At 40.9% G+C, this 18,430-nt stretch carries 18 protein-coding genes; 15 read left to right on the top strand and 3 right to left on the bottom strand.

Translation table 11 applies throughout. The features are described from left to right. Position 1: 1 nt before the first annotated feature. Positions 2–1,813, bottom strand: coding sequence for a glycoside hydrolase family 3 protein (locus P20311_RS06040; protein ID WP_036984908.1), 1,812 nt, complete (start codon positions 1,811–1,813; stop codon positions 2–4). Between the two features lie 303 nt (positions 1,814–2,116). Between P20311_RS06040 and P20311_RS06035 the strand changes: the two genes are divergently transcribed. From P20311_RS06035 to P20311_RS05975, 13 genes are all read left to right on the top strand, one after another. After that, positions 2,117–3,631 (top strand): sensor domain-containing diguanylate cyclase, encoded by a 1,515-nt coding sequence (locus P20311_RS06035; RefSeq protein WP_008110753.1) that lies wholly within the window; start codon positions 2,117–2,119, stop codon positions 3,629–3,631. Positions 3,632–3,726: 95 nt separating this feature from the next. Next, positions 3,727–4,380 carry a thermostable hemolysin gene (locus P20311_RS06030; protein WP_008110752.1) on the top strand — a complete coding sequence of 218 codons (654 nt, stop codon included), beginning with the start codon at positions 3,727–3,729 and terminating at the stop codon, positions 4,378–4,380. Then, positions 4,377–5,855, top strand: coding sequence for an AMP-binding protein (locus P20311_RS06025; RefSeq protein ID WP_008110751.1), 1,479 nt, complete (start codon positions 4,377–4,379; stop codon positions 5,853–5,855). Before P20311_RS06030 ends, P20311_RS06025 begins: the two co-directional genes overlap by 4 nt. Next, positions 5,848–6,537, top strand: a complete 690-nt coding sequence (locus P20311_RS06020) for a TenA family transcriptional regulator (RefSeq protein ID WP_008110750.1) — start codon at positions 5,848–5,850, stop codon at positions 6,535–6,537. The genes P20311_RS06025 and P20311_RS06020 overlap by 8 nt, the downstream gene beginning before the upstream one ends. Next, positions 6,534–7,304 carry an SDR family oxidoreductase gene (locus P20311_RS06015; protein WP_008110748.1) on the top strand — a complete coding sequence of 257 codons (771 nt, stop codon included), beginning with the start codon at positions 6,534–6,536 and terminating at the stop codon, positions 7,302–7,304. Before P20311_RS06020 ends, P20311_RS06015 begins: the two co-directional genes overlap by 4 nt. 14 nt (positions 7,305–7,318) lie before the next feature. Beyond that, a complete protein-coding gene (locus P20311_RS06010) occupies positions 7,319–7,966 on the top strand; it encodes a hypothetical protein (RefSeq protein WP_036984907.1) in 648 nt (215 codons plus the stop codon). A gap of 11 nt (positions 7,967–7,977) precedes the next feature. Further along, positions 7,978–8,646: a response regulator transcription factor gene (locus P20311_RS06005; RefSeq protein WP_008110743.1), complete on the top strand. Its 669-nt coding sequence runs from the start codon at positions 7,978–7,980 to the stop codon at positions 8,644–8,646. Next, positions 8,633–9,934: an ATP-binding protein gene (locus P20311_RS06000; protein ID WP_008110742.1), complete on the top strand. Its 1,302-nt coding sequence runs from the start codon at positions 8,633–8,635 to the stop codon at positions 9,932–9,934. Before P20311_RS06005 ends, P20311_RS06000 begins: the two co-directional genes overlap by 14 nt. Further along, a complete protein-coding gene (locus tag P20311_RS05995; RefSeq protein WP_008110741.1) occupies positions 9,927–10,280 on the top strand; it encodes a cupredoxin domain-containing protein in 354 nt (117 codons plus the stop codon). Before P20311_RS06000 ends, P20311_RS05995 begins: the two co-directional genes overlap by 8 nt. Beyond that, complete coding sequence (locus P20311_RS05990) at positions 10,267–11,007, top strand: hypothetical protein (RefSeq protein ID WP_008110740.1); 741 nt, start codon at positions 10,267–10,269, stop codon at positions 11,005–11,007. The genes P20311_RS05995 and P20311_RS05990 overlap by 14 nt, the downstream gene beginning before the upstream one ends. Further along, positions 11,004–11,711: a hypothetical protein gene (locus P20311_RS05985; protein ID WP_008110739.1), complete on the top strand. Its 708-nt coding sequence runs from the start codon at positions 11,004–11,006 to the stop codon at positions 11,709–11,711. The genes P20311_RS05990 and P20311_RS05985 overlap by 4 nt, the downstream gene beginning before the upstream one ends. Before the next feature lie 259 nt (positions 11,712–11,970). Continuing rightward, the gene (locus P20311_RS05980; RefSeq protein WP_008467029.1) at positions 11,971–12,180 is read left to right on the top strand and encodes a cold-shock protein; all 210 of its coding nucleotides are present in this window, start codon (positions 11,971–11,973) and stop codon (positions 12,178–12,180) included. Between the two features lie 203 nt (positions 12,181–12,383). Beyond that, entirely contained in the window at positions 12,384–13,142 is a 759-nt protein-coding gene (locus P20311_RS05975) for an ABC transporter substrate-binding protein (protein ID WP_008110737.1), read from the top strand. A 491-nt stretch (positions 13,143–13,633) separates the two neighbouring features. On the opposite strand, the gene P20311_RS05970 is transcribed toward P20311_RS05975, so the two are convergent. After that, positions 13,634–14,857, bottom strand: a complete 1,224-nt coding sequence (locus P20311_RS05970) for a NupC/NupG family nucleoside CNT transporter (RefSeq protein WP_008110735.1) — start codon at positions 14,855–14,857, stop codon at positions 13,634–13,636. 17 nt (positions 14,858–14,874) lie between these two features. Next, positions 14,875–15,504 carry a uridine kinase gene (gene udk / locus P20311_RS05965; RefSeq protein WP_008110733.1) on the bottom strand — a complete coding sequence of 210 codons (630 nt, stop codon included), beginning with the start codon at positions 15,502–15,504 and terminating at the stop codon, positions 14,875–14,877. Between the two features lie 192 nt (positions 15,505–15,696). On the opposite strand from udk, the gene P20311_RS05960 reads away from it, so the two are divergent. Next, positions 15,697–16,914: a phosphopentomutase gene (locus P20311_RS05960; RefSeq protein WP_008110730.1), complete on the top strand. Its 1,218-nt coding sequence runs from the start codon at positions 15,697–15,699 to the stop codon at positions 16,912–16,914. A 64-nt stretch (positions 16,915–16,978) separates the two neighbouring features. Beyond that, positions 16,979–17,680, top strand: a complete 702-nt coding sequence (deoD, locus tag P20311_RS05955; protein ID WP_008110728.1) for a purine-nucleoside phosphorylase — start codon at positions 16,979–16,981, stop codon at positions 17,678–17,680. Positions 17,681–18,430 lie beyond the last annotated feature (750 nt).

Below are 18,430 nucleotides of genomic sequence, written 5' to 3'. Positions count from 1 at the left end.
ATTAATGGCTCTTCGATTGTTTAATTGTTACCGGTAATTGGCCTTTGGCTGGAGCTTGGCCTAATAATACTTTCGCCAATGCAGTAAAAGCAGGCCCAGATACCAGCTCGTTTTTATCCACATCAATATTATAAGCGTAGGAAGCAAGCACTGCATCAGCATAGTGACCAAATTGTGCAATGTCATACGGTGCTCGCAAACTAATAAATACCGTTGGAGTGTGTTTTTGTTTAGCCATTTTTAGTAATGATTCAAGCGCTTTGGGTTGCTCTGCGTTTTTTAAGGCAAAGTTTGGGTTATCGGCTAAATCATCCATACCGCCAATTTCCACTGCACTTTGATTCGGCGTTGCATTGCCAGCAATAACAATACTTGCTTGGTTTATGTTGCGCTGCGCTTCACTTGGATAAAAGCCCTGTAAGCTGCTGCAACTAAAACTGAGTGGTTGTGAACTTAACGCACTAATTGCTTGTTGCATTGCCATACACTTGCGGGTGTCGGGCATAATAATATGAATATGCTGATCCGCGCTAAGTTTAAGCGGCAAGGTATTATTGTTGTTTTTTATTTGGGTAATTGCCGCTAACGCCAGTGATGCTTCTAATTCACGATGTGCTTTATTACCAATAACCTGTTTGGCATTGGCTAATGCATTAATGGGGTTAGGCAAAGCGTGTAATTTAAATTGATGTTTAAGCGAGGTAATACGCTGCGTCGAATGGGCAATTTCGTCTGCGTTTAGTTGTTTTGTTTTAACTGCACTGACTAAAGAGTCAATGAGCGCATCAAGTTTATTTATATCCTCAGGCGTTCTAATTTCTATTGGCATTAGCGCTATATCAACCCCAGCTGCAAAAGTGTTTACAACTGCTTGGGTAGGGCTGAAAAAATGACTTATACCGGCCATATCCAGTGCATCGGTTACCACTACACCTTGATAGTTCAGCTCATCGCGAAGAATATCGGTCATGATTTTACGCGACATGGTCGCGGGTTTAATCATTTGCTTACCGTCTACATTAGTTAATGTGCTGCTATCAAGCTCAGGGTATTGAATATGCGCAGTCATTATCATACCCGGACTATGCTGCTCAATAATCTGTTTAAAGGGTGCTAAATCTTGAGCGTAAATAACCTCTTTTGAATGCATTACCTTAGGTAAGCCTGTATGGCTGTCTACATTGGTATCGCCATGTCCTGGAAAGTGTTTTATAGCGCTAATAATACCGTTTTTTTCAAACTCAATTACTTGTGCCGCGCCCAGTGCCGCAACTTCATCGGGGTTTTCACTAAAAGAGCGTACATTAATAACCGGATTGTCAGGGTTCATGTTCACATCAACTGTAGGCGCATAATTTACATTAATGCCAAGCGCTGAGAGTTCAGAGGCCAGTACCCGTGCCGTTTGGGTTGCGAAATAAGTACCATGCTCAGGGTAAGTTGCGCCAATTGACATATTACCGGTGAATGAGGTGGCCACATCGCGCGGTAAACGAGCTACACGTCCGCCTTCTTGGTCAATAGAAATAAACAGTGGTAGGCCTGACTTAGATTTAGATGCAGCTTGTTGTAGCTGCTGATTAAGGCTAATTATTTGTTCTATGTTTTGGGTGTTTTCAGAAAATAAAATTACCCCGCCAATATCATAACAGCTAATTGCTTTTGCTAATTCATCGGGCAATTCGGTTAATGGCGTTCTGCAACGTTGGCTACTGCCTTGGTCACAAAAATAGCGCAAATCGAGCATGAGCTTTTGCCCAAGTTGCTGTTTAAGTGACAGCGAAGAATCGGCAAAAGAAGATTTTATTGGCATGAAACATCCGATTAAAAAAAGAGAAGACGATAACAAGTACTTATTTAGCAACACACACCTCAAGGCTAAATAAAAATAAAGTGCATGCAGCTTAACTATTATTGAGCTTAACTGCAAAAACCAGCAAATATAAACTGTATGATTTAATTATCCTTAAAATAACAAAAATTAGGCTACTTAGTTCTATTTATGTATTATATTAATGGTGTATGCAGTGCATAGCAGTCGTTTTTATTTGCTTAGGATGATATTAATTTGCGTTTTCGATTACCATTTACTTTTAACCTAAGGCAATTAATTCTTTTGTTAGCTATACCCGCTGCAGCTGCTATTTTGTTTAGTGGTTTATATATTAGTTATCAAGTGCAAAAAGAACGGGTAATAGAAGATACCCTGCAAAGTAATCATGTATTTGCCAGTAAGTTAGCCTCAGCAACTGAGCATTTTTTAGCAGCGGCAATGCAGCAACTTGAGTTTTCAGCCAGTATTATTGCTGAAGATATTACTAACACTGAGTTACTCCAAGCTGAAACCAACCGCCTTTTAGAGCAAACTCAGAGTTTTAATTCGGTTGCTATCAATATGCAAGGTGTGGTTAAAGCAGCCTCACCTGTGTCTTTAAATATTATTAATAAAACCGTTAATTCACCCCATTCTAAGCAAGCATTTAAGCTAAAACGTCCGCAGGTCAGTCTGCCTTATATTTCGCTTGCTAATAATTTAATTGTAGTGCTTTCTTACCCCTTGTTTGATCAAGAGGGGAATTATTACGGTTATATAGGCGGTAGCTTTTATTTAGAGCAGCAAAGTATTTTAAATGCTTTGTTGAAACAGCATAGTTACGATGGCGGAGCGTACTTTTATGTGGTCGCTGACAACAAAACCTTACTTTATCATCCGGAGTCTCAGCGCATTGGTGAGCAAGTATTTAATAACCCAGTAATAGAGCGAGTGTTGCAAGGTGAAGATGGATACACTCGGGTTATAAATAGTCAGGGAGTGACAATGCTGGCCGGATTTTCCCACGTAGGGCTTGCTAATTGGGGGATTGTTGCCCAGCGAAGTGAAGCAGCAACACTTGCTAAGTTAGACACTTTTCAAGGGCTAGTGCTTAAACGAATGTTACCCATAGTACTCATTACTTTTTTATTAATAGCTATGTTAGCTCACTATATTGCTAAGCCGTTAAGGTTATTAGCCGATAGCGCCAATTTATCAACCGATAAGAAAAACGTGGATCATCTTAAAGGTATTAAGTCTTGGTACTTCGAAAGTAACCAGCTTAAACACGCGATGTTAGAAGGCGTTCATGTTTTGCAATCGCAAATGGGGCAATTACGTCAAGATGCACTTACCGATCCGCTAACTGGCGCACACAACCGACGTGGCTTAAACGTATTGCTTGAAAACCTAATGGATAAACATATACCGTTTGCTGTGCTTGAAATTGATATCGACTTTTTTAAACGGGTTAATGATACATTTGGTCATGATACGGGTGATGAAGTATTAAAAACACTTACTCACATTATACAATCGCTATCGCGCAAGCACGATATTGTGGCACGCACCGGTGGGGAAGAGTTTTTACTAGTGTTACCTAACGAAAATAGTGATAGTGCGTTTGTTATTGCTGAGCGTTTACGCAACCAAGTAGCCAGCACATTAATGGCAAAAGTAGGCTATATAAATGTATCTATTGGTATCGCCACTTGGCCACAACATAGTGATGATATTGACCAAGTATATAAATGCGCTGACAAAGCGCTCTATCACGCCAAAGAAACAGGCCGAAATAAGTGTGTGATAGCCAGCTAAAAATTAAATTTATTTTTAAAATTAACTTACCTTAAGTTTTATTTAAGTTTCACTGATTAAATTTTATCTATAGATTTAATACAGGCGATGCTTTTATGCAACTAGCTCAACATCATTCCCCCGCTGTGCGGTTTCAACAGTCTTTTCATTTTTTTACTGCTACGCAAAATGATGAGCACCGCCAGCGCCTTGAAAACACCGTTAAACAAGGGTTTTTAACGGCGTACAATGCTCATCTTACTTCATTTATGCCGTTACTATGCCAGTACCAAACTGTGCAAGGTCAGTGCACTTTGGGTTTAAGAAGTGCAACCTCTGCTTTATTTATTGAGCAATATTTAGCTGCGGCCATCGAGCAATTTTTACCACCAGGCACACCGCGAAATACGGTATTTGAGCTAGGTAATCTATGCTCAACACATCGAAAAGCCACGTTGTCTCATTTTATTATTGTAAATGAAGCTTTGTGCGGCTTTGGCGCGAGCTACTTAGTGTTTTGCGCTACCAAAAAAGTACGCGCCTTACTGCGCCTACTAGGTGTAAGCTGCAACGAAATTGCACTGGCTAATGGCAGTGTAGTAGATCAGCCAAAGAGCTGGGGTAGCTATTATGAGAACCAGCCTACGGTGTGCATTGTTAATTTAGCGCAGGCACATCAGCAAGTACTTAACACACCCATGCTGTTAAATATTAAACAGCAAAATACACAACAAATTAATGCCTTGATGACTGCGTTGGAGAGCTTATGAGCCTATTAAATAATATTAATAAGGTAGCGAATGAGCCAGTGGTTGTTAGTTACTTAGCCAATAAAGTGATGCCTATTAGCGTTTTGGAGTTACAACAAGAAACTAATAAGCTGACAGCTATTTTTAACGCTTTAGATTCTGGTGCAATTGCCTTCCAGCTTGATAATACTCCAGCTTGGCTGGTTGTTGATGCCGCAACCAGTGCTGCAAACAAGGTTGCGGTGCCTATCGCCCATTTTTTTAGTCAGCAGCAAACACAGTATGTGCTAGCGCAATGCGGTGCTCAGTTTTTTATTAGTGATATGCCTCGTCATTCGCTTGGTAAGCATTCATTGTCGGTAACATTATTTGAGCATTATACCCTTTATATTTATCAGCTCGATGCGATTGAGCCCGTGGACTATTTTACTGGTACGCAAAAAATTACCTTTACTTCAGGTTCTACTGGCGAGCCAAAAGGGGTGTGCTTATCAACACAAAGCCAGATGCAGGTAGCTCAGTCATTATGTGAGCAAATAAACATTAGTAACCCCGTGCATTTATGCTTACTTCCGCTGCCAGTACTATTGGAAAATATAGCGGGTGTGTATGCGCCTTTGTTAAGTGGCGGTTGTGTACATTTAATGCCGCTAAACGAATTAGGTTTTGTTGGCTCAGGGTTAAAAAACCCTAACAAACTCATTGGTGCAATCGATAGTGTGAAACCTAACACCCTTATTTTAGTGCCTGAGTTATTAACGTGTTTAGTTGCCTTTGCAAAGCAAGGCTGGCAGCCACCAAAGTCACTTAAGTTTATTGCTGTTGGCGGAGCAAGGGTTAGTGAATCTTTAATTTTAACTGCACGAGAATATAACCTACCGGTTTATCAAGGGTATGGTTTGTCCGAGGCTGCTTCAGTAGTGAGTTTAAACACCCCCAACTATGACGACATAAATAGCGCTGGTGAAGTATTAGGGCACGTTGAAACGAAAGTTGAAAATGGTGAGTTATTTATTAAAGGAGCGTTATTTTTAGGGTATTTAAATCAAGCGCCGCATAACCCAAATACCTGGTACGCCACTGGCGACTTAGTATCTAAGCGTAATAATAAGCTGTACATAAAAGGGCGAGTAAAAAATCTGATCATCACCAGTATGGGGCGCAATGTTAGCGCCGAATGGCCTGAATCATTAATTTTAAGCCAAAGTGCGATACAGCAAGCGGTGGTGTTTGGTGAAAGCCAGCCATTTTTAAGCGCGCTTATCTATGCGGCTCCCAAGTTTAGTGATGCGCAATTAACAGCACATTTAAAAACAGTAAACCAGCAACTTCCTGACTACGCACAGATTAAAAAGTGGCACCGTTTAGCCCAACCTTTAAACGAGCAGCAAGGATTATTAACCGCTAATAATCGCCCTAAACGAGCGGCAATTAGTCAGCACTATAGCCCTATTTTTGAACAGTTCTACCGACTTGGAGAAGTGATCCATGAGTGATTTTTTTAATACATTAAAAGCACAAACTCAAAACGAGCGTGAGTACTTATTAGCTGCGCCAATTATACAGCGTGTATTTAACGGACAAGCAACGCTTGAAGAGTATGCCTCGTTTTTAGCGCAGGCTTATCATCATGTAAAACACACCGTTCCTTTAATGATGTCACTTGGCGCGCGTTTAACTGATGAGCAAGAATGGTTACGCGAAGCGGTAGCTGAATATATTGAAGAAGAAATTGGCCATCAAGAGTGGGTGCTAAACGATATTGCAGTCTGTGGATTTGATAAAGAAAGTGTGCGCCATAGTCAGCCACAATTCGCTACTGAAATGATGGTGTCGTATGCCTACGATAGTATTGCACGTAAAAATCCGCTTAGCTTTTTTGGCATGGTTCACGTATTAGAAGGAACTTCAATTGCGCTAGCCGACGGTGCCGCATCAAACATAGCAAATGCAGTAGGACTTCCTAAAAAAGCGTTTAGCTATTTAACCTCTCACGGCGCGCTTGATATAGAGCATGTTAAGTTTTTTGAAAACCTAATGAATCAAATTACTGACGAGGCGGATCAGCAGGCTATTTTACATGGCGCAAAATGTTTTTACCGTTTGTACGGCGATATTTTTCGCGCTTTAGATGACGAGCCGTTTTTTAAAGCATCAGCACAAGAGCAACATGCATGAATACCGGCTTATGTGTATTAACTGGTGCGACAGGTGGAATTGGTCAAGCCATTGCCAAAACACTACACGGCCAAGGTTGGCAGTTACTTTTGGTAGGGCGAAATAGTGATGCCCTCAATACGTTAAGTAGCCAATGTCCTGGCAGTATGGTTTTTGTCGGCGATTTAACGGTTGCAGAAAACATGTTGGCATTAGCCATTAAAGCTAAGCAACTAGGTGGCGCTAAGTTACTGATAAACAATGCAGGCATTAATGTGATGCAAAGCTTAAGTGCATCGAGTAGTGAACAAATCGACAAGATATTGAACACTAACTTGGCTATTCCTATGAAGTTATGTCAGCTGTTTTTAGCGCAGTTGCACGCATCGAAGGGGCATATTATTAATGTCGGCTCGTCGTTTGGCAGCATAGGTTATCCGTATCAAACTTTATATTGCGCGAGCAAATTTGGTTTGCGTGGTTTTAGCGAAGCGCTATCTCGAGAGCTTTCAGATACGCCCGTTAAAGTAAGCTATTTAGCACCAAGAGCTACCGATACAGATATTAATAATGCACAAACACGAGCAATGAATAAGGCGCTAGGTAACAAAATGGACTCTCCACAGTTAGTGGCAGATGAGTTGGTTGCGCTATTGCACAGTGCGAATCCGCGACGTTTTATTGGTTTTCCTGAAAAATTGTTTGCCCGCATTAATGGCGTATTTCCGCGTATTGTTGATAGCGCTATTGCAAAGCAACTACCTAAAATAAAGCAGTTTTTAGGTTAATAGAGGATCTTATGATGAAAAAATTTAATTTAGTGAGCTATTTCATAGTAGCGTGCGTGAGTTCATCACCGGTGCTGGCCGATGAGCAAAGTGATTTACTGGCAATTCAACAGCAATGGGCGGTGGCTAATTATGAGCTTAAAGACGATGCCCAAATTAAAGCGTTTACAGCGTTAAGTGAGCAAAGTAGTGAGTTTACGAAACACTATCCGGATTCGGCAAATAGCTATACGTGGAATGGCATTGTGCTGGCCAGTTTTGCTGGTGCAAAAGGTGGTTTAGGGGCGCTCGGTTATGCTAAAGATGCAAAGGCGTCATTAGAACAAGCCCTTAAAATAGACGACAGTGCTTTAGGGGGCTCAGCGTATGCAAGCCTTGCAACCTTATACAGTAAGGTGCCCGGTTGGCCTATTGGCTTTGGTGATGATGACACCGCAGATAAATTATTTAAGCAAGCACTCGCTTTTAACCAAAAAGGCATTGATACTAATTACTTATATGGTGAATTTTTATATGATGAACGCCAATACAAACAAGCTAAAGCCTATTTGTTAGTTGCACAAGCGGCGGGCATTCGTGATACTCGCCCCAAAGCGGACAAATATCGCCAGCGAGCAATTAGCCAATTATTAGCTAAAGTTGATAAAAAACTAAAGAGATAACACACGCCACAATGCATTTATTATTAGTCGAAGACGATCACCTTGTAGCCCAAGGGCTTTGCCGCTCATTGCGCCAAGAAGGCTACAGTGTAGAGCATAGCGCAACGGTTAAGCATGCATTGCAATGCTTAGGCAGTGGTGAAATAGAGTTGGTTATACTTGACCTAGGTTTACCCGATGGTGATGGTTCACAAATTTTAAAGCACATAAAAGCGCAAAAAAAAGTGATTCCGGTGGTTATACTAACTGCACGAAGTAGCATAGATGACAAGGTGCAAGGGCTTGACATGGGCGCTGATGATTATTTAGCTAAGCCATTTGAACCAGCCGAGTTATTTGCTCGCTTGCGTGTGGCGAGCCGGCGAGTAAATCAAACTCAGTCAAGTTTATTACACTGTGGTGAAGTGACCATGGATACGTCAGCGCATAGTGTCACACTCAGCGATGAGCTGCTTTCTCTGCCACGAAAAGAATACATGCTGCTAAAGGCACTATTGGAAAACCAAGGTCGCGTGCAATCTAAACAGCAGTTAGAAAATAAACTCTATCAATGGGGTGAAGAGGTTGGCTCTAACACCATTGAAGTACATATTCATCACTTAAGAAAAAAATTCCCTAGCGATTTTATTAAAACTCTCCGCGGTATTGGCTACGTAGTAGGAAAAAATGTCAATTCGTAAACGGCTGACGCTTATTTTACTGTCAATGATGGTATTAACCTGCTTTTTAGCCTTAGTTAAAGGCTATCAAAAAAGCATGAGCCATGGTGAGCAGTTACTCGATAGCGAGCTAAAAGTAGTGGCAGGCGTTTTGATGCAACAGCCTTTATCGAGTAATGCTATGGCGCCTAAAACCCATGAAAGCTCGCAGTTGTTGTACCAAATTTGGCAAGCAGGTGAACTACTGAGCGGCTCTGATGAGCTGAATCTTGATTTGAGCCACTATCAAGCAGGTTTTCAAACGCTAAATATTGCAGGTCAGCGCATGCGAGTGTTTGTGTTTAAAACCTCTTTGCGCACGGTGATCGTTGTCGAGCCAATAGCTAAACGATTTGAACTCGCTGAAGCAGTTATTTTGTCGGCCATGCTACCTATGCTCTGGGCGGTTCCTTTACTTGCTTTGTTTATCAGCTTTTTTGTGAAGTACGCATTAGCCCCATTAACACGCTTATCAAGGCAACTAGCACAGCGCCAAGCAAATGACTTTACTGCTATTAATTGGCAGGTAACCGATGAAGAAATAAAACCGGTGATCAGCCGTTTGAACGACTTATTTAAACGCGTAGAAACCGCCTATTTACGAGAACGCTTTTTTGCCTCTGATGCGGCACATGAGTTACGCACTCCTTTGAGTAGCTTAAAAATAAATGTGCATAATCTTGCGGCGCAGCAAGGTGATAACCAAGAGTTACAAGCCATGACTCAAGGTATTAATCGACTCACCAATATCGTAGAGCAAATGTTGATCCTCGGACGCACTCAGCCAGAGCAGTGGCAAAAGCAATTTAAAGAACAGTCATTATTGGGCATTAGCCAAGCCGTGGTTAGCCAGTTATATGATAAATTGGCGGCTAAAAATCATTCCATCAGCCTTGATGGGGATGACTTTATTATTAATGGTGATGAATTTACCTTAGTGACGTTGATTTCAAATTTACTCAGTAACGCCATTAAGTACACGCCAGCAAATGGACAAATAAAAATAACCCTAAATCAAACGCACAGGCAGCGTATTTGGCAAATAGAAGACAGTGGCCCAGGTATGACGGATGAGCAAAAAAAACGAGTATTTAATCGCTTTTATCGCGTTGGCGGCGATCAACATCCTTCAGGTGAGCAGGGAGCTGGCTTGGGCATGGCAATAGTTCAGCATATTATCGCTATTTATAACGCCCAGATTAATTTAACGGATAGCGCTTTGGGCGGCTTAAAGGTGCAGGTGGTTTTTGCAGGAGCTAAATGTGATTAAACGACTTATTAGCCCTTACTTATATTGCTGCATATTTTTGTCATTTAATGTTGTTAGCAAAGAGTATTTAGTTGTACTTAAAGATCATTTGTTTTACCCCGCAGAAATCGTCGTGCCAGCTAATAAAAAGGTACGCTTGTTAATCGAAAATCAAGATAGTACGCCTGAAGAATTCGACAGCTTTGATCTCAACCGAGAGAAAGTGCTTTACCCTAATCGCAAAAGCGTGATTTATATTGGGCCATTAACACCTGGCCGCTATGAATTTTTTGGTGAGTTTTCGCCAAATACTGCGCGCGGTGCTGTTATTGTCACTGATAAGGAGCAACCCAATGCTAATAACTAGTTTAGTGATGAGCCTCAATCAGTTACTGCCAGTCGCCATTTTACTTATTTTGCTGCAAGTGATTGCCAAGCAAAGTTTGCTACGGTTGCTGGGTATGCTTGGTTTAGGTATAGGCTTAACATTTTTATTTGTAAAAAGCGCCCCGATTATTAGTCCTTGGTTCGATTACCAAGGTTTAGAATATACTCAGATTGGCTTGTGTATTTTAATTTTTTTCAGTGCACTGCACTACGCCGTTAAACGAGCAACAGCTGCTTTTATTATCGCAATTATGAGTGTGATGACGCTTTATTTGAGTCATTACATAATTTATTTAATTGGATTTTGGCAAAGCAACGAAGCGGCACAAAGCTTATTTATTGGCACTTTTTTAGGGCTTGGAATATGCAGTAGTTTTAGTGTGTTGCTGTACTTTTTATTGAGTGCCATTAAACAGCGTTTCGGACTTTCCCCTATTTTACTTTTACTAGCACTAAATAGTGCAGCAAAACTAGTGGTAGCACTGGATTTAGCCAGTCAAATTGATGTGATAGCAACCACCGCAACGGTTTGGGATTTACGTGCTATTTTAACCGAAAATTCAGAGTTTGGGCGTATGTTGCGTGCGTTTATTGGTTATGAGGCCACACCTAATTTAACCAGTGTTTTAAGTTATATCCTAAGCAGCGTGGTCTTTTTATCTGTTTGTTATTTTATTCCTAAATCAATGGCTAAGGAACAATCATGAAGGCAATGAAGTTATTTGCAGGTGCTATGTTAATTGGTTTATTGATACCCACATACGCGCACGCCGACGGAATGGTGGTGGATAAAGTATATCACCCGTACGTTTTACCGTTTGAACGCGAGGTCGAATGGCGATTCGTATCGCACCAAACTGACAGCGGCAATATTTTAGCGCAGCGTTTAGGGTTGGGCGGGGCAATTAACGATACCATGGCACTAGAAGGTTATTTAGTGGGTGAGCGAGACGACAACGGCGACTTTGGCTTACAAGCATATGAATTGGAGCTTAGATGGCAACTAATAGAACAAGGCCGATTATGGGCCGATTGGGGCGCTTTGTTTGAACTAGAAAAACAACACACCAAAGATGTTTTTGAAGCCACAACGGGATTTGTAGTTGAAAAAGAGATAGATCGCGCCAGTTTAACGCTTAATGCCTTTTTAGTGTACGAGTGGGGGCAAGACATAGAAAACGAGTGGGAAAGTGAGTTTAGAGCGCAGTATCGTTACCGCTATCGTGCTGCATTTCAACCTGCGATTGAAATGTATTTAGGGGAAGACTTTGTGGGTATTGGTCCAGGGTTTATTGGTTTACACCGCTTTGATGGGCAAAAACAATTAAAGTGGGAAGCCGGTTTTATTACTGAAATCAGCCAGTCAGAGAAGAATCATAGCTTTAGAATGGCGTTAGAGTTTGAGTTTTAAGCTGCTTAAACAAGTACTTAATGTATAAAGTGGGTTACGAGCGTTATTTTATTAATTAAATTGCATAAAAGGTTGACTTGTCACTGTAACTCTATATAGTAGGCCGCAGCTAGAAAGAAAGCATGTAATTTATAAATCTCCATTTCGTTGTTGTATAAGTAATACTTGTAGTACCGTCCTGAAGTTTTTAAGTACCATCTCATTTTTTGCTACACCGCCCACTAGGGCACAATTTAATTTTTATATCAGGAATAATACTATGTCTAACATCGTATCAGGTACAGTTAAGTGGTTCAACGAGTCTAAAGGTTTTGGTTTCATCGAGCAAGAAAATGGTCCAGACGTTTTCGCACATTTCTCAGCAATCAAAAGCGAAGGTTTCAAAACTTTAGCTGAAGGCCAACGTGTAGAGTTCACTCTTTCACAAGGTCAAAAAGGTCCTCAAGCTGATAACATCACAGCTCTATAATTTTACTTTTTAAGTAAAATGAAAAAAAGCGCTTAAGGCGCTTTTTTTGTGCCCAAAATTTAAGAATATTACACCACCGCTTTAACATTCCCGTCATTTTATTTCTATTTAAGTCATCTGCTATTTTAACATTACAGACAGCGTTATAAATTAATAGTCTCTACGAGTTTTCTAGGTTAAAGTTATTACTTAAATCATAGGGGGTGTGTATCTATAAATTTATACTATTAGCTTTTGCGCTGTTATTTAGCCAAAAAATTCAGGCTGCTGAGCCTAAACTGGTTATTTATACCGAAAGTTTTCCTCCGTATAACTTTCAAGATGGCACTGGCCAATTGGTGGGTATCAATCATGACATAGTAAAAGATACCTGTGCCCGTGCAGCGCTAGAGTGCGAGTTTATAATGCTACCTTGGAAGCGTGCTTACCACTTAGTGCAAAGTAACCCGCAGTCAGCCATTTTTTCTTTGGCAAAAACGCAAGAGCGAGAGCCTCTTTTTAAATGGGTTGGACCCTTGGTGTCAAATCAAACCTATTTTTATAAATTAAAAACCAGTGAACATATTGTCATGGACGATATCACCCAAGCTAAAAACTACTCGCTAGGCATAGTACGAGGCGATATTTATGAAATGCTGGTGCGTCGACTTGGGTTTGTAGCTGATAAAAACTTATTGCTATTTAGTGAAGCAGACTCATTTATGCGTCTGTTTTTTAAAAAACGTATCGATTTAATTATTGGATCTGACTTTACCATAGGCCACCAAACTGAACCATTTGGCTATTCAAGGGATGACGTAGTAAAGCTTAAACAAATTCATGTAGATGAGCTAAAAGGCAATTATATTGGTTTTAATAAGGCTGCCTCACCCGTGGTGGTGGAACGTTTTAATCAAGCATTAAAGCAACTTAAAGCTGAATCTGAGTATAAACCTTATATTAACCGTTACGTTAAAAATTAAATTCATCGCTATCCGACATCATAGTTGAACGCATAGCATTTCACCGCTAGTTAGCCTCTGGGCCACTTTTTCTGATGACTTTAACACTTTGACTGTGCTGAATTTATACCAATCCGCAATAATACTTAATCATTTTACGGGGGTAAACGTGTCGCTACCTGCGTTAAAAAATTCTCATTTACGACTGCATGGATGCAGAAGGTAGAGCAATGCAGGAGCAATTGCCGAGAACAACTAAATAGCCAATTTTCTGCCTTGCTATCAATGCGTTTTCCAGCCTCAAAATAGACTACTTAACTAAGCGAATTGGTATTAATCGTAGAGAGAACGTGAGAATTAACGAAGATATTAAAAGGGTTTAAAGTAGGGGGGCTAAAACGATAAAAGGGCCTTGCGGCCCTTGGTGAAGTATCGTTCAAGTCAGATAGTGCTTTAACCCCTTAAAGCGCTATCCTATTGTTTTGCAACAGATGGATCATCTCATTAAGTTTCTAAGCTAGCGAGAGGAAAAACCCAGCAATTGCTGCGCTCATAAGGTTAGCCATAGATCCTGCTAACACTGCTCTGAGCCCTAAGCGTGCGATATCCTTTCGCCGACTAGGCGCCATACCGCCTAATCCACCTAGTAAAATGGCTATCGATGATAAGTTAGCAAAGCCACACAATGCAAAAGTAACAATTGCTTGTGTATGCGCACTTAACGTATCGCGATAATTTATAAAGTCTAAGTAAGCAACAAACTCATTTACCACTAACTTTTGACCAATAAAACTGCCGGCTATAATTGCCTCATTCCACGGTACTCCTAGTAACCATGCAACAGGGGCAAATAAGTAGCCTAAAATTTCTTGTAGCGTTAATGTAGGGTAATCAAACAACCCACCAATACCGCCTAATAAACCGTTTAATAAAGCAATTAACGCAACGAAAGCAAGTAGCATAGCACCTACGTTAAGTGCCAACTGCATACCGTTTGCTGCGCCTGATGCTGCTGCATCAATAACATTAACCGGTTTGTCATCGCCTAAATCTATCTCGGCTAAATCATCTTTAGGTGTTTCTGTCTCTGGCACTATCATTTTTGCCATTAAGAAACCACCTGGTGCCGCCATAAAGCTGGCTGCAATTAAATACTTAAGGTCTACGCCAATAATTACATAACCGGCCATTACAGAGCCTGCTACGGTGGCTAAACCACCAACCATTACGGCAAACAATTCCGACTTGGTCATGGTTGCAATAAACGGTTTAACAATTAAAGGCGCTTCAGTTTGACCAACAAAAATATTTGCTGTGGCTGAAAGCGACTCGGTGCGTGAGGTTTTCAATAATTTTTGTAAACCGCCACCCAAAATTTTAATAATCCAATCCATAATGCCTAAGTGATATAACACAGCAACCAACGCTGAGAAAAACACAATAACGGGCAATACTTGAATTGCAAAAATAAACCCTAGCGTATCTTGCGAAGCTAATGGGCCAAATAAAAAGCTAATTCCATCGTTGGCATAACCAATAACCGATGAAACGGCGCGAGACATACTCGCTAATACATTTTTGCCTGCTTCAAAAAACAGTACAAATCCGCCGATAATCACTTGCATTAAAAATGCGATACCCACGGTTCTTAGTTTTATTGCTTTGCGATTAGTTGAGGCTGCAAAGGCAATGCCTAGTAGCACCATCATGCCTACTAAGCTCATAAATGTTGTCATACAAACGTTTCCCGTTGTTATTCTTGTAAAATGTACTTTATTTTACTTTTTATAATATCAATCGCAACGCGATTCATACCGCCTCGAGTCACAACTAAATCAGCGTTATGCTTTGAAGGCTCAATAAATTGATAAAACATCGGTCTAACAGTTGCTTGATATTGCTCAACAACAGATTGTAATGTTCTGCCTCTTTGTTCCATGTCGCGTTGCATTCGGCGCATTAAACAAATATCTAGCGGTGTATCTATAAACACCTTGATATCAAATTCTTTATTAAGCGCTTTATCGCTCAGTAATAAAATACCTTCTACAATGAGTATTTTAGCCGAAGCCACACGGCGTGTTTTATCGCTGCGTGTATGTTGGGCATAATCATAAGTTGGTACTTCAACAGAGTGGCCATTACGAAGTTGTGTTAAATGCTCAAGCATTAGTTCGTGTTCAAATGCATCAGGATGGTCGTAATTCGTTTGCGTACGATGTGCCATCGGCAAATGCGATTGATCCTTGTAATAAGCATCTTCTTCAATAATGGCGATAGCGCCTGGTTCAAGCTCATTTACCAATTCATTATAAATTGTTTGGCTAAATAGAGATTTGCCGGACGCCGATGCGCCTGCAATAGCTATAATAGTTCGTGTCACTAAAGTTCTCACCCACACAGAAGGATATATTGTTGGTAGATCACAATAGCAAAAAAGACACGATTAATCTCTTTTGCTTCGCTTAAGAGTGCAAATTTATAATGTTTAGGTTTTATGAAACAGGACTTATGTCCTGTACGGAAAAATCGAAGAGCAGATAAAGTAACCACCTAGAACAGATGTGAGGTCACAATGGCAAGAGCAATTATCTTAATGGCGGATAGTTTAGGAATTGGCGCAGCACCCGATGCAGATAAATTCGGTGATGTAGGTGCTAATACATTCGCACATTTACTCAAGGCATATTATGACGAAACTGGCAGTAAGCTTTCGCTTCCTAACCTTTCAAAATTAGGGTTAGTTGATGCATGTGAAGCCGCTGGTAAAGAACCCTGTTTAATTGCTGACCGAAATGAGCCACAAGGTGCATGGGGTTATGCAAAAGAGCTTTCAAGCGGTAAAGACACGCCATCGGGTCATTGGGAAATGGCTGGCGTGCCAGTGTTATTTGATTGGGGATATTTCCCAAAAACACAACCGAGTTTCCCACAAGAATTTGTAGACGAGTTTATTGCTCGCACAGGTATTCCGGGCATTTTAGGCAATTGCCATGCATCGGGAACCACCATTTTAGAGCAGCTAGGTGAAGAGCACGTAAAAACAGGTAAACCAATCTGTTACACCTCAGCTGACAGTGTGTTTCAAATAGCCGCGCATGAAGAATCATTCGGTCTAGAGAAGCTTTATCAAGTATGCGAAATCGCACGGGCGCTGCTTGATGAAATGAATATAGGACGAGTGATTGCGCGGCCATTTTTGGGTTCAAATAGTCAAGACTTTGCCAGAACCGGTAATCGTCGTGATTATTCAGTATTACCGCCTTCGCCAACATTGCTTGATGTACTTGCAAAAGACGGTGGCGAAGTAATCAGTATTGGTAAAATTTCAGATATTTATGCGCACCAAGGCATTACCCAAAAGCATAAAGCGCCAGGGTTAATGAACTTGCTAGAAAAAACCAGTGAAGTGATGGCCACTGCGCAGGATCACAGTTTAATTTTTACCAATTTAGTTGATTTTGATGAAAAGTTTGGCCATCGCAGAAATCCTGTTGGCTATGCTAAAGCGCTAAAAGAGTTTGATGATTACTTACCAACTATTTTAGATCAGCTAAAGCCAGATGATTTATTAATGATCACCGCCGATCATGGCTGTGACCCGACCTTTCCAGGGTCTGAGCACACACGTGAATATGTGCCAGTTATTGCTTACCAGCCAGGAATGAACAACATGCCACTGGGCGAACGCAATAGCTTTGCTGATATCGGTCAAACACTTGCGCAATGGTTTAACCTTAAAGCGTTAGAATATGGTGATGGCTTTATTGATAAGCTGAACACAGTTAAATAACTTAGAAATACGCTCGCTATTTTAAAGTAATAGGGCTTTTAGCCAAACAAAAGGAAAACAATCAATGAGTACTCCGCATATCAGTGCAAACGTAGGTGATTTTGCCGAAACAGTATTAATGCCAGGCGATCCGCTACGCGCACAATATATTGCTGAAAACTTTTTAGATGATGCAGTGCAAGTAACTGGCGTACGTAACATGTACGGCTTTACTGGAACTTACAAAGGTAAGCCAGTGAGCATTATGGGTTCTGGCATGGGCATTCCTTCAATGTCAATTTATGCTCGTGAGCTTATTGTTAGTTTTGGCGTTAAAAATATTATCCGTATTGGTACCTGTGGTGGTATTGGCAGCGATATTAAAATTCGCGACGTAATCTTTGCACAAGGTGCAAGCACTGATTCTAACGTGAACCGTGCCCGTGTTCGTGGTACTGACTTTGCAGCGATTGCTAACTTTGATTTACTTTTAAACGGCGTTAATGCGGCTAAAGATTTAGGCATTGATGCAAAAGTAGGTAACGTATTTACTACCGATACTTTCTATCAAGCTGATGACACTTTCTACAAAGACCTAGACAAACTAGGTGTACTTGCGGTTGATATGGAAACAGCTGGCCTATACGGTGTAGCTGCAGAGTATGGCGCAAAAGCAATGGCATTATTCACCGTAAGCGATCACGTGATCACCGGCGAAGCAACACCTGCAGATGAGCGTCAAACCACGTTCAACGAAATGGTTAAAATTGCATTAGAGTCTATCTAGTCTTAAACAGTTCCTTGGTAACGTATTCACTAAGTTTTGGAGACACGCCCAAAGTGAAGTGAGACTAAACCCCCAAAGCCGCATTTTATGCGGCTTTTTTTATGCCTGAGATTTAGGTGTGAGATTCGGGCCTCGGGGTGCGGGCCACGAGGTTCGAGCTACGGGCTTTAGGTTCCTAGGTTTCAGGTTAAAGGTTTAAGGTTTAAGGTCAAAGGTTAAAGGTTTCAGGTTAAAGGTTTAAGGTTTAAGGTCAAAGGTTAAAGGTTAAAGGTTAAAGGTTAAAGGTCAAAGGTCAAAGGTCAAAGGTCAAAGGTTAAAGGTCAAAGGTTAAAGGTCAAAGGTTAAAGGTCAAAGGTTAAAGGTCAAAGGTCAAAGGTTAAAGGTCAAAGGTCAAAGGTTAAAGGTCAAAGGTTAAAGGTCAAAGGTCAAAAGTCAAAGGTCAAAGGTCAAAAGTCAAAGGTCAAAGGTCAAAGGTTTTAGCAGTAGCTCGCAGCTCGTCACTCGAAGCCCGTTGTCTTCTCATTTACACTCATTCACTTCTCTGTGTTTAAACAAGATTAGATTTTAGACGTCATATTAAAATGCGCGAGGTAAACTTCCGCCTACTGATATGGTTACCTTCTAAATTTATTTTAGGCGGGGCTTTATGCCGCGCAAGGTCATTAATTTAAAAAATATTTACCACCGAGAACACTGAGTTCACAGAGAAATGCTTAAAAAAAATACCAATTCACCTCTGTGTAGCGCGAA

Source organism: Pseudoalteromonas sp. BSi20311 (genome assembly GCF_000239875.1).
Classification (GTDB): Bacteria; Pseudomonadota; Gammaproteobacteria; order Enterobacterales; family Alteromonadaceae; genus Pseudoalteromonas.
Note: the sequence above shows the minus strand (reverse complement) of the source record. Positions and strands in the feature narration are given on the sequence as shown.

Excerpts from the sequence above, each read along its gene's own strand:
- P20311_RS06040 (WP_036984908.1), bottom strand. The coding sequence starts at position 1,813 with ATGCCAATAAAATCTTCTTTTGCCGATTCTTCGCTGTCACTTAAACAG.
- P20311_RS06030 (WP_008110752.1), top strand. The coding sequence starts at position 3,727 with ATGCAACTAGCTCAACATCATTCCCCCGCTGTGCGGTTTCAACAGTCT.
- P20311_RS06025 (WP_008110751.1), top strand. The coding sequence starts at position 4,377 with ATGAGCCTATTAAATAATATTAATAAGGTAGCGAATGAGCCAGTGGTT.
- P20311_RS06020 (WP_008110750.1), top strand. The coding sequence starts at position 5,848 with ATGAGTGATTTTTTTAATACATTAAAAGCACAAACTCAAAACGAGCGT.
- P20311_RS06015 (WP_008110748.1), top strand. The coding sequence starts at position 6,534 with ATGAATACCGGCTTATGTGTATTAACTGGTGCGACAGGTGGAATTGGT.
- P20311_RS06010 (WP_036984907.1), top strand. The coding sequence starts at position 7,319 with ATGAAAAAATTTAATTTAGTGAGCTATTTCATAGTAGCGTGCGTGAGT.
- P20311_RS06005 (WP_008110743.1), top strand. The coding sequence starts at position 7,978 with ATGCATTTATTATTAGTCGAAGACGATCACCTTGTAGCCCAAGGGCTT.
- P20311_RS06000 (WP_008110742.1), top strand. The coding sequence starts at position 8,633 with ATGTCAATTCGTAAACGGCTGACGCTTATTTTACTGTCAATGATGGTA.
- P20311_RS05990 (WP_008110740.1), top strand. The coding sequence starts at position 10,267 with ATGCTAATAACTAGTTTAGTGATGAGCCTCAATCAGTTACTGCCAGTC.
- P20311_RS05985 (WP_008110739.1), top strand. The coding sequence starts at position 11,004 with ATGAAGGCAATGAAGTTATTTGCAGGTGCTATGTTAATTGGTTTATTG.
- P20311_RS05980 (WP_008467029.1), top strand. The coding sequence starts at position 11,971 with ATGTCTAACATCGTATCAGGTACAGTTAAGTGGTTCAACGAGTCTAAA.
- P20311_RS05970 (WP_008110735.1), bottom strand. The coding sequence starts at position 14,857 with ATGACAACATTTATGAGCTTAGTAGGCATGATGGTGCTACTAGGCATT.
- P20311_RS05960 (WP_008110730.1), top strand. The coding sequence starts at position 15,697 with ATGGCAAGAGCAATTATCTTAATGGCGGATAGTTTAGGAATTGGCGCA.
- deoD (WP_008110728.1), top strand. The coding sequence starts at position 16,979 with ATGAGTACTCCGCATATCAGTGCAAACGTAGGTGATTTTGCCGAAACA.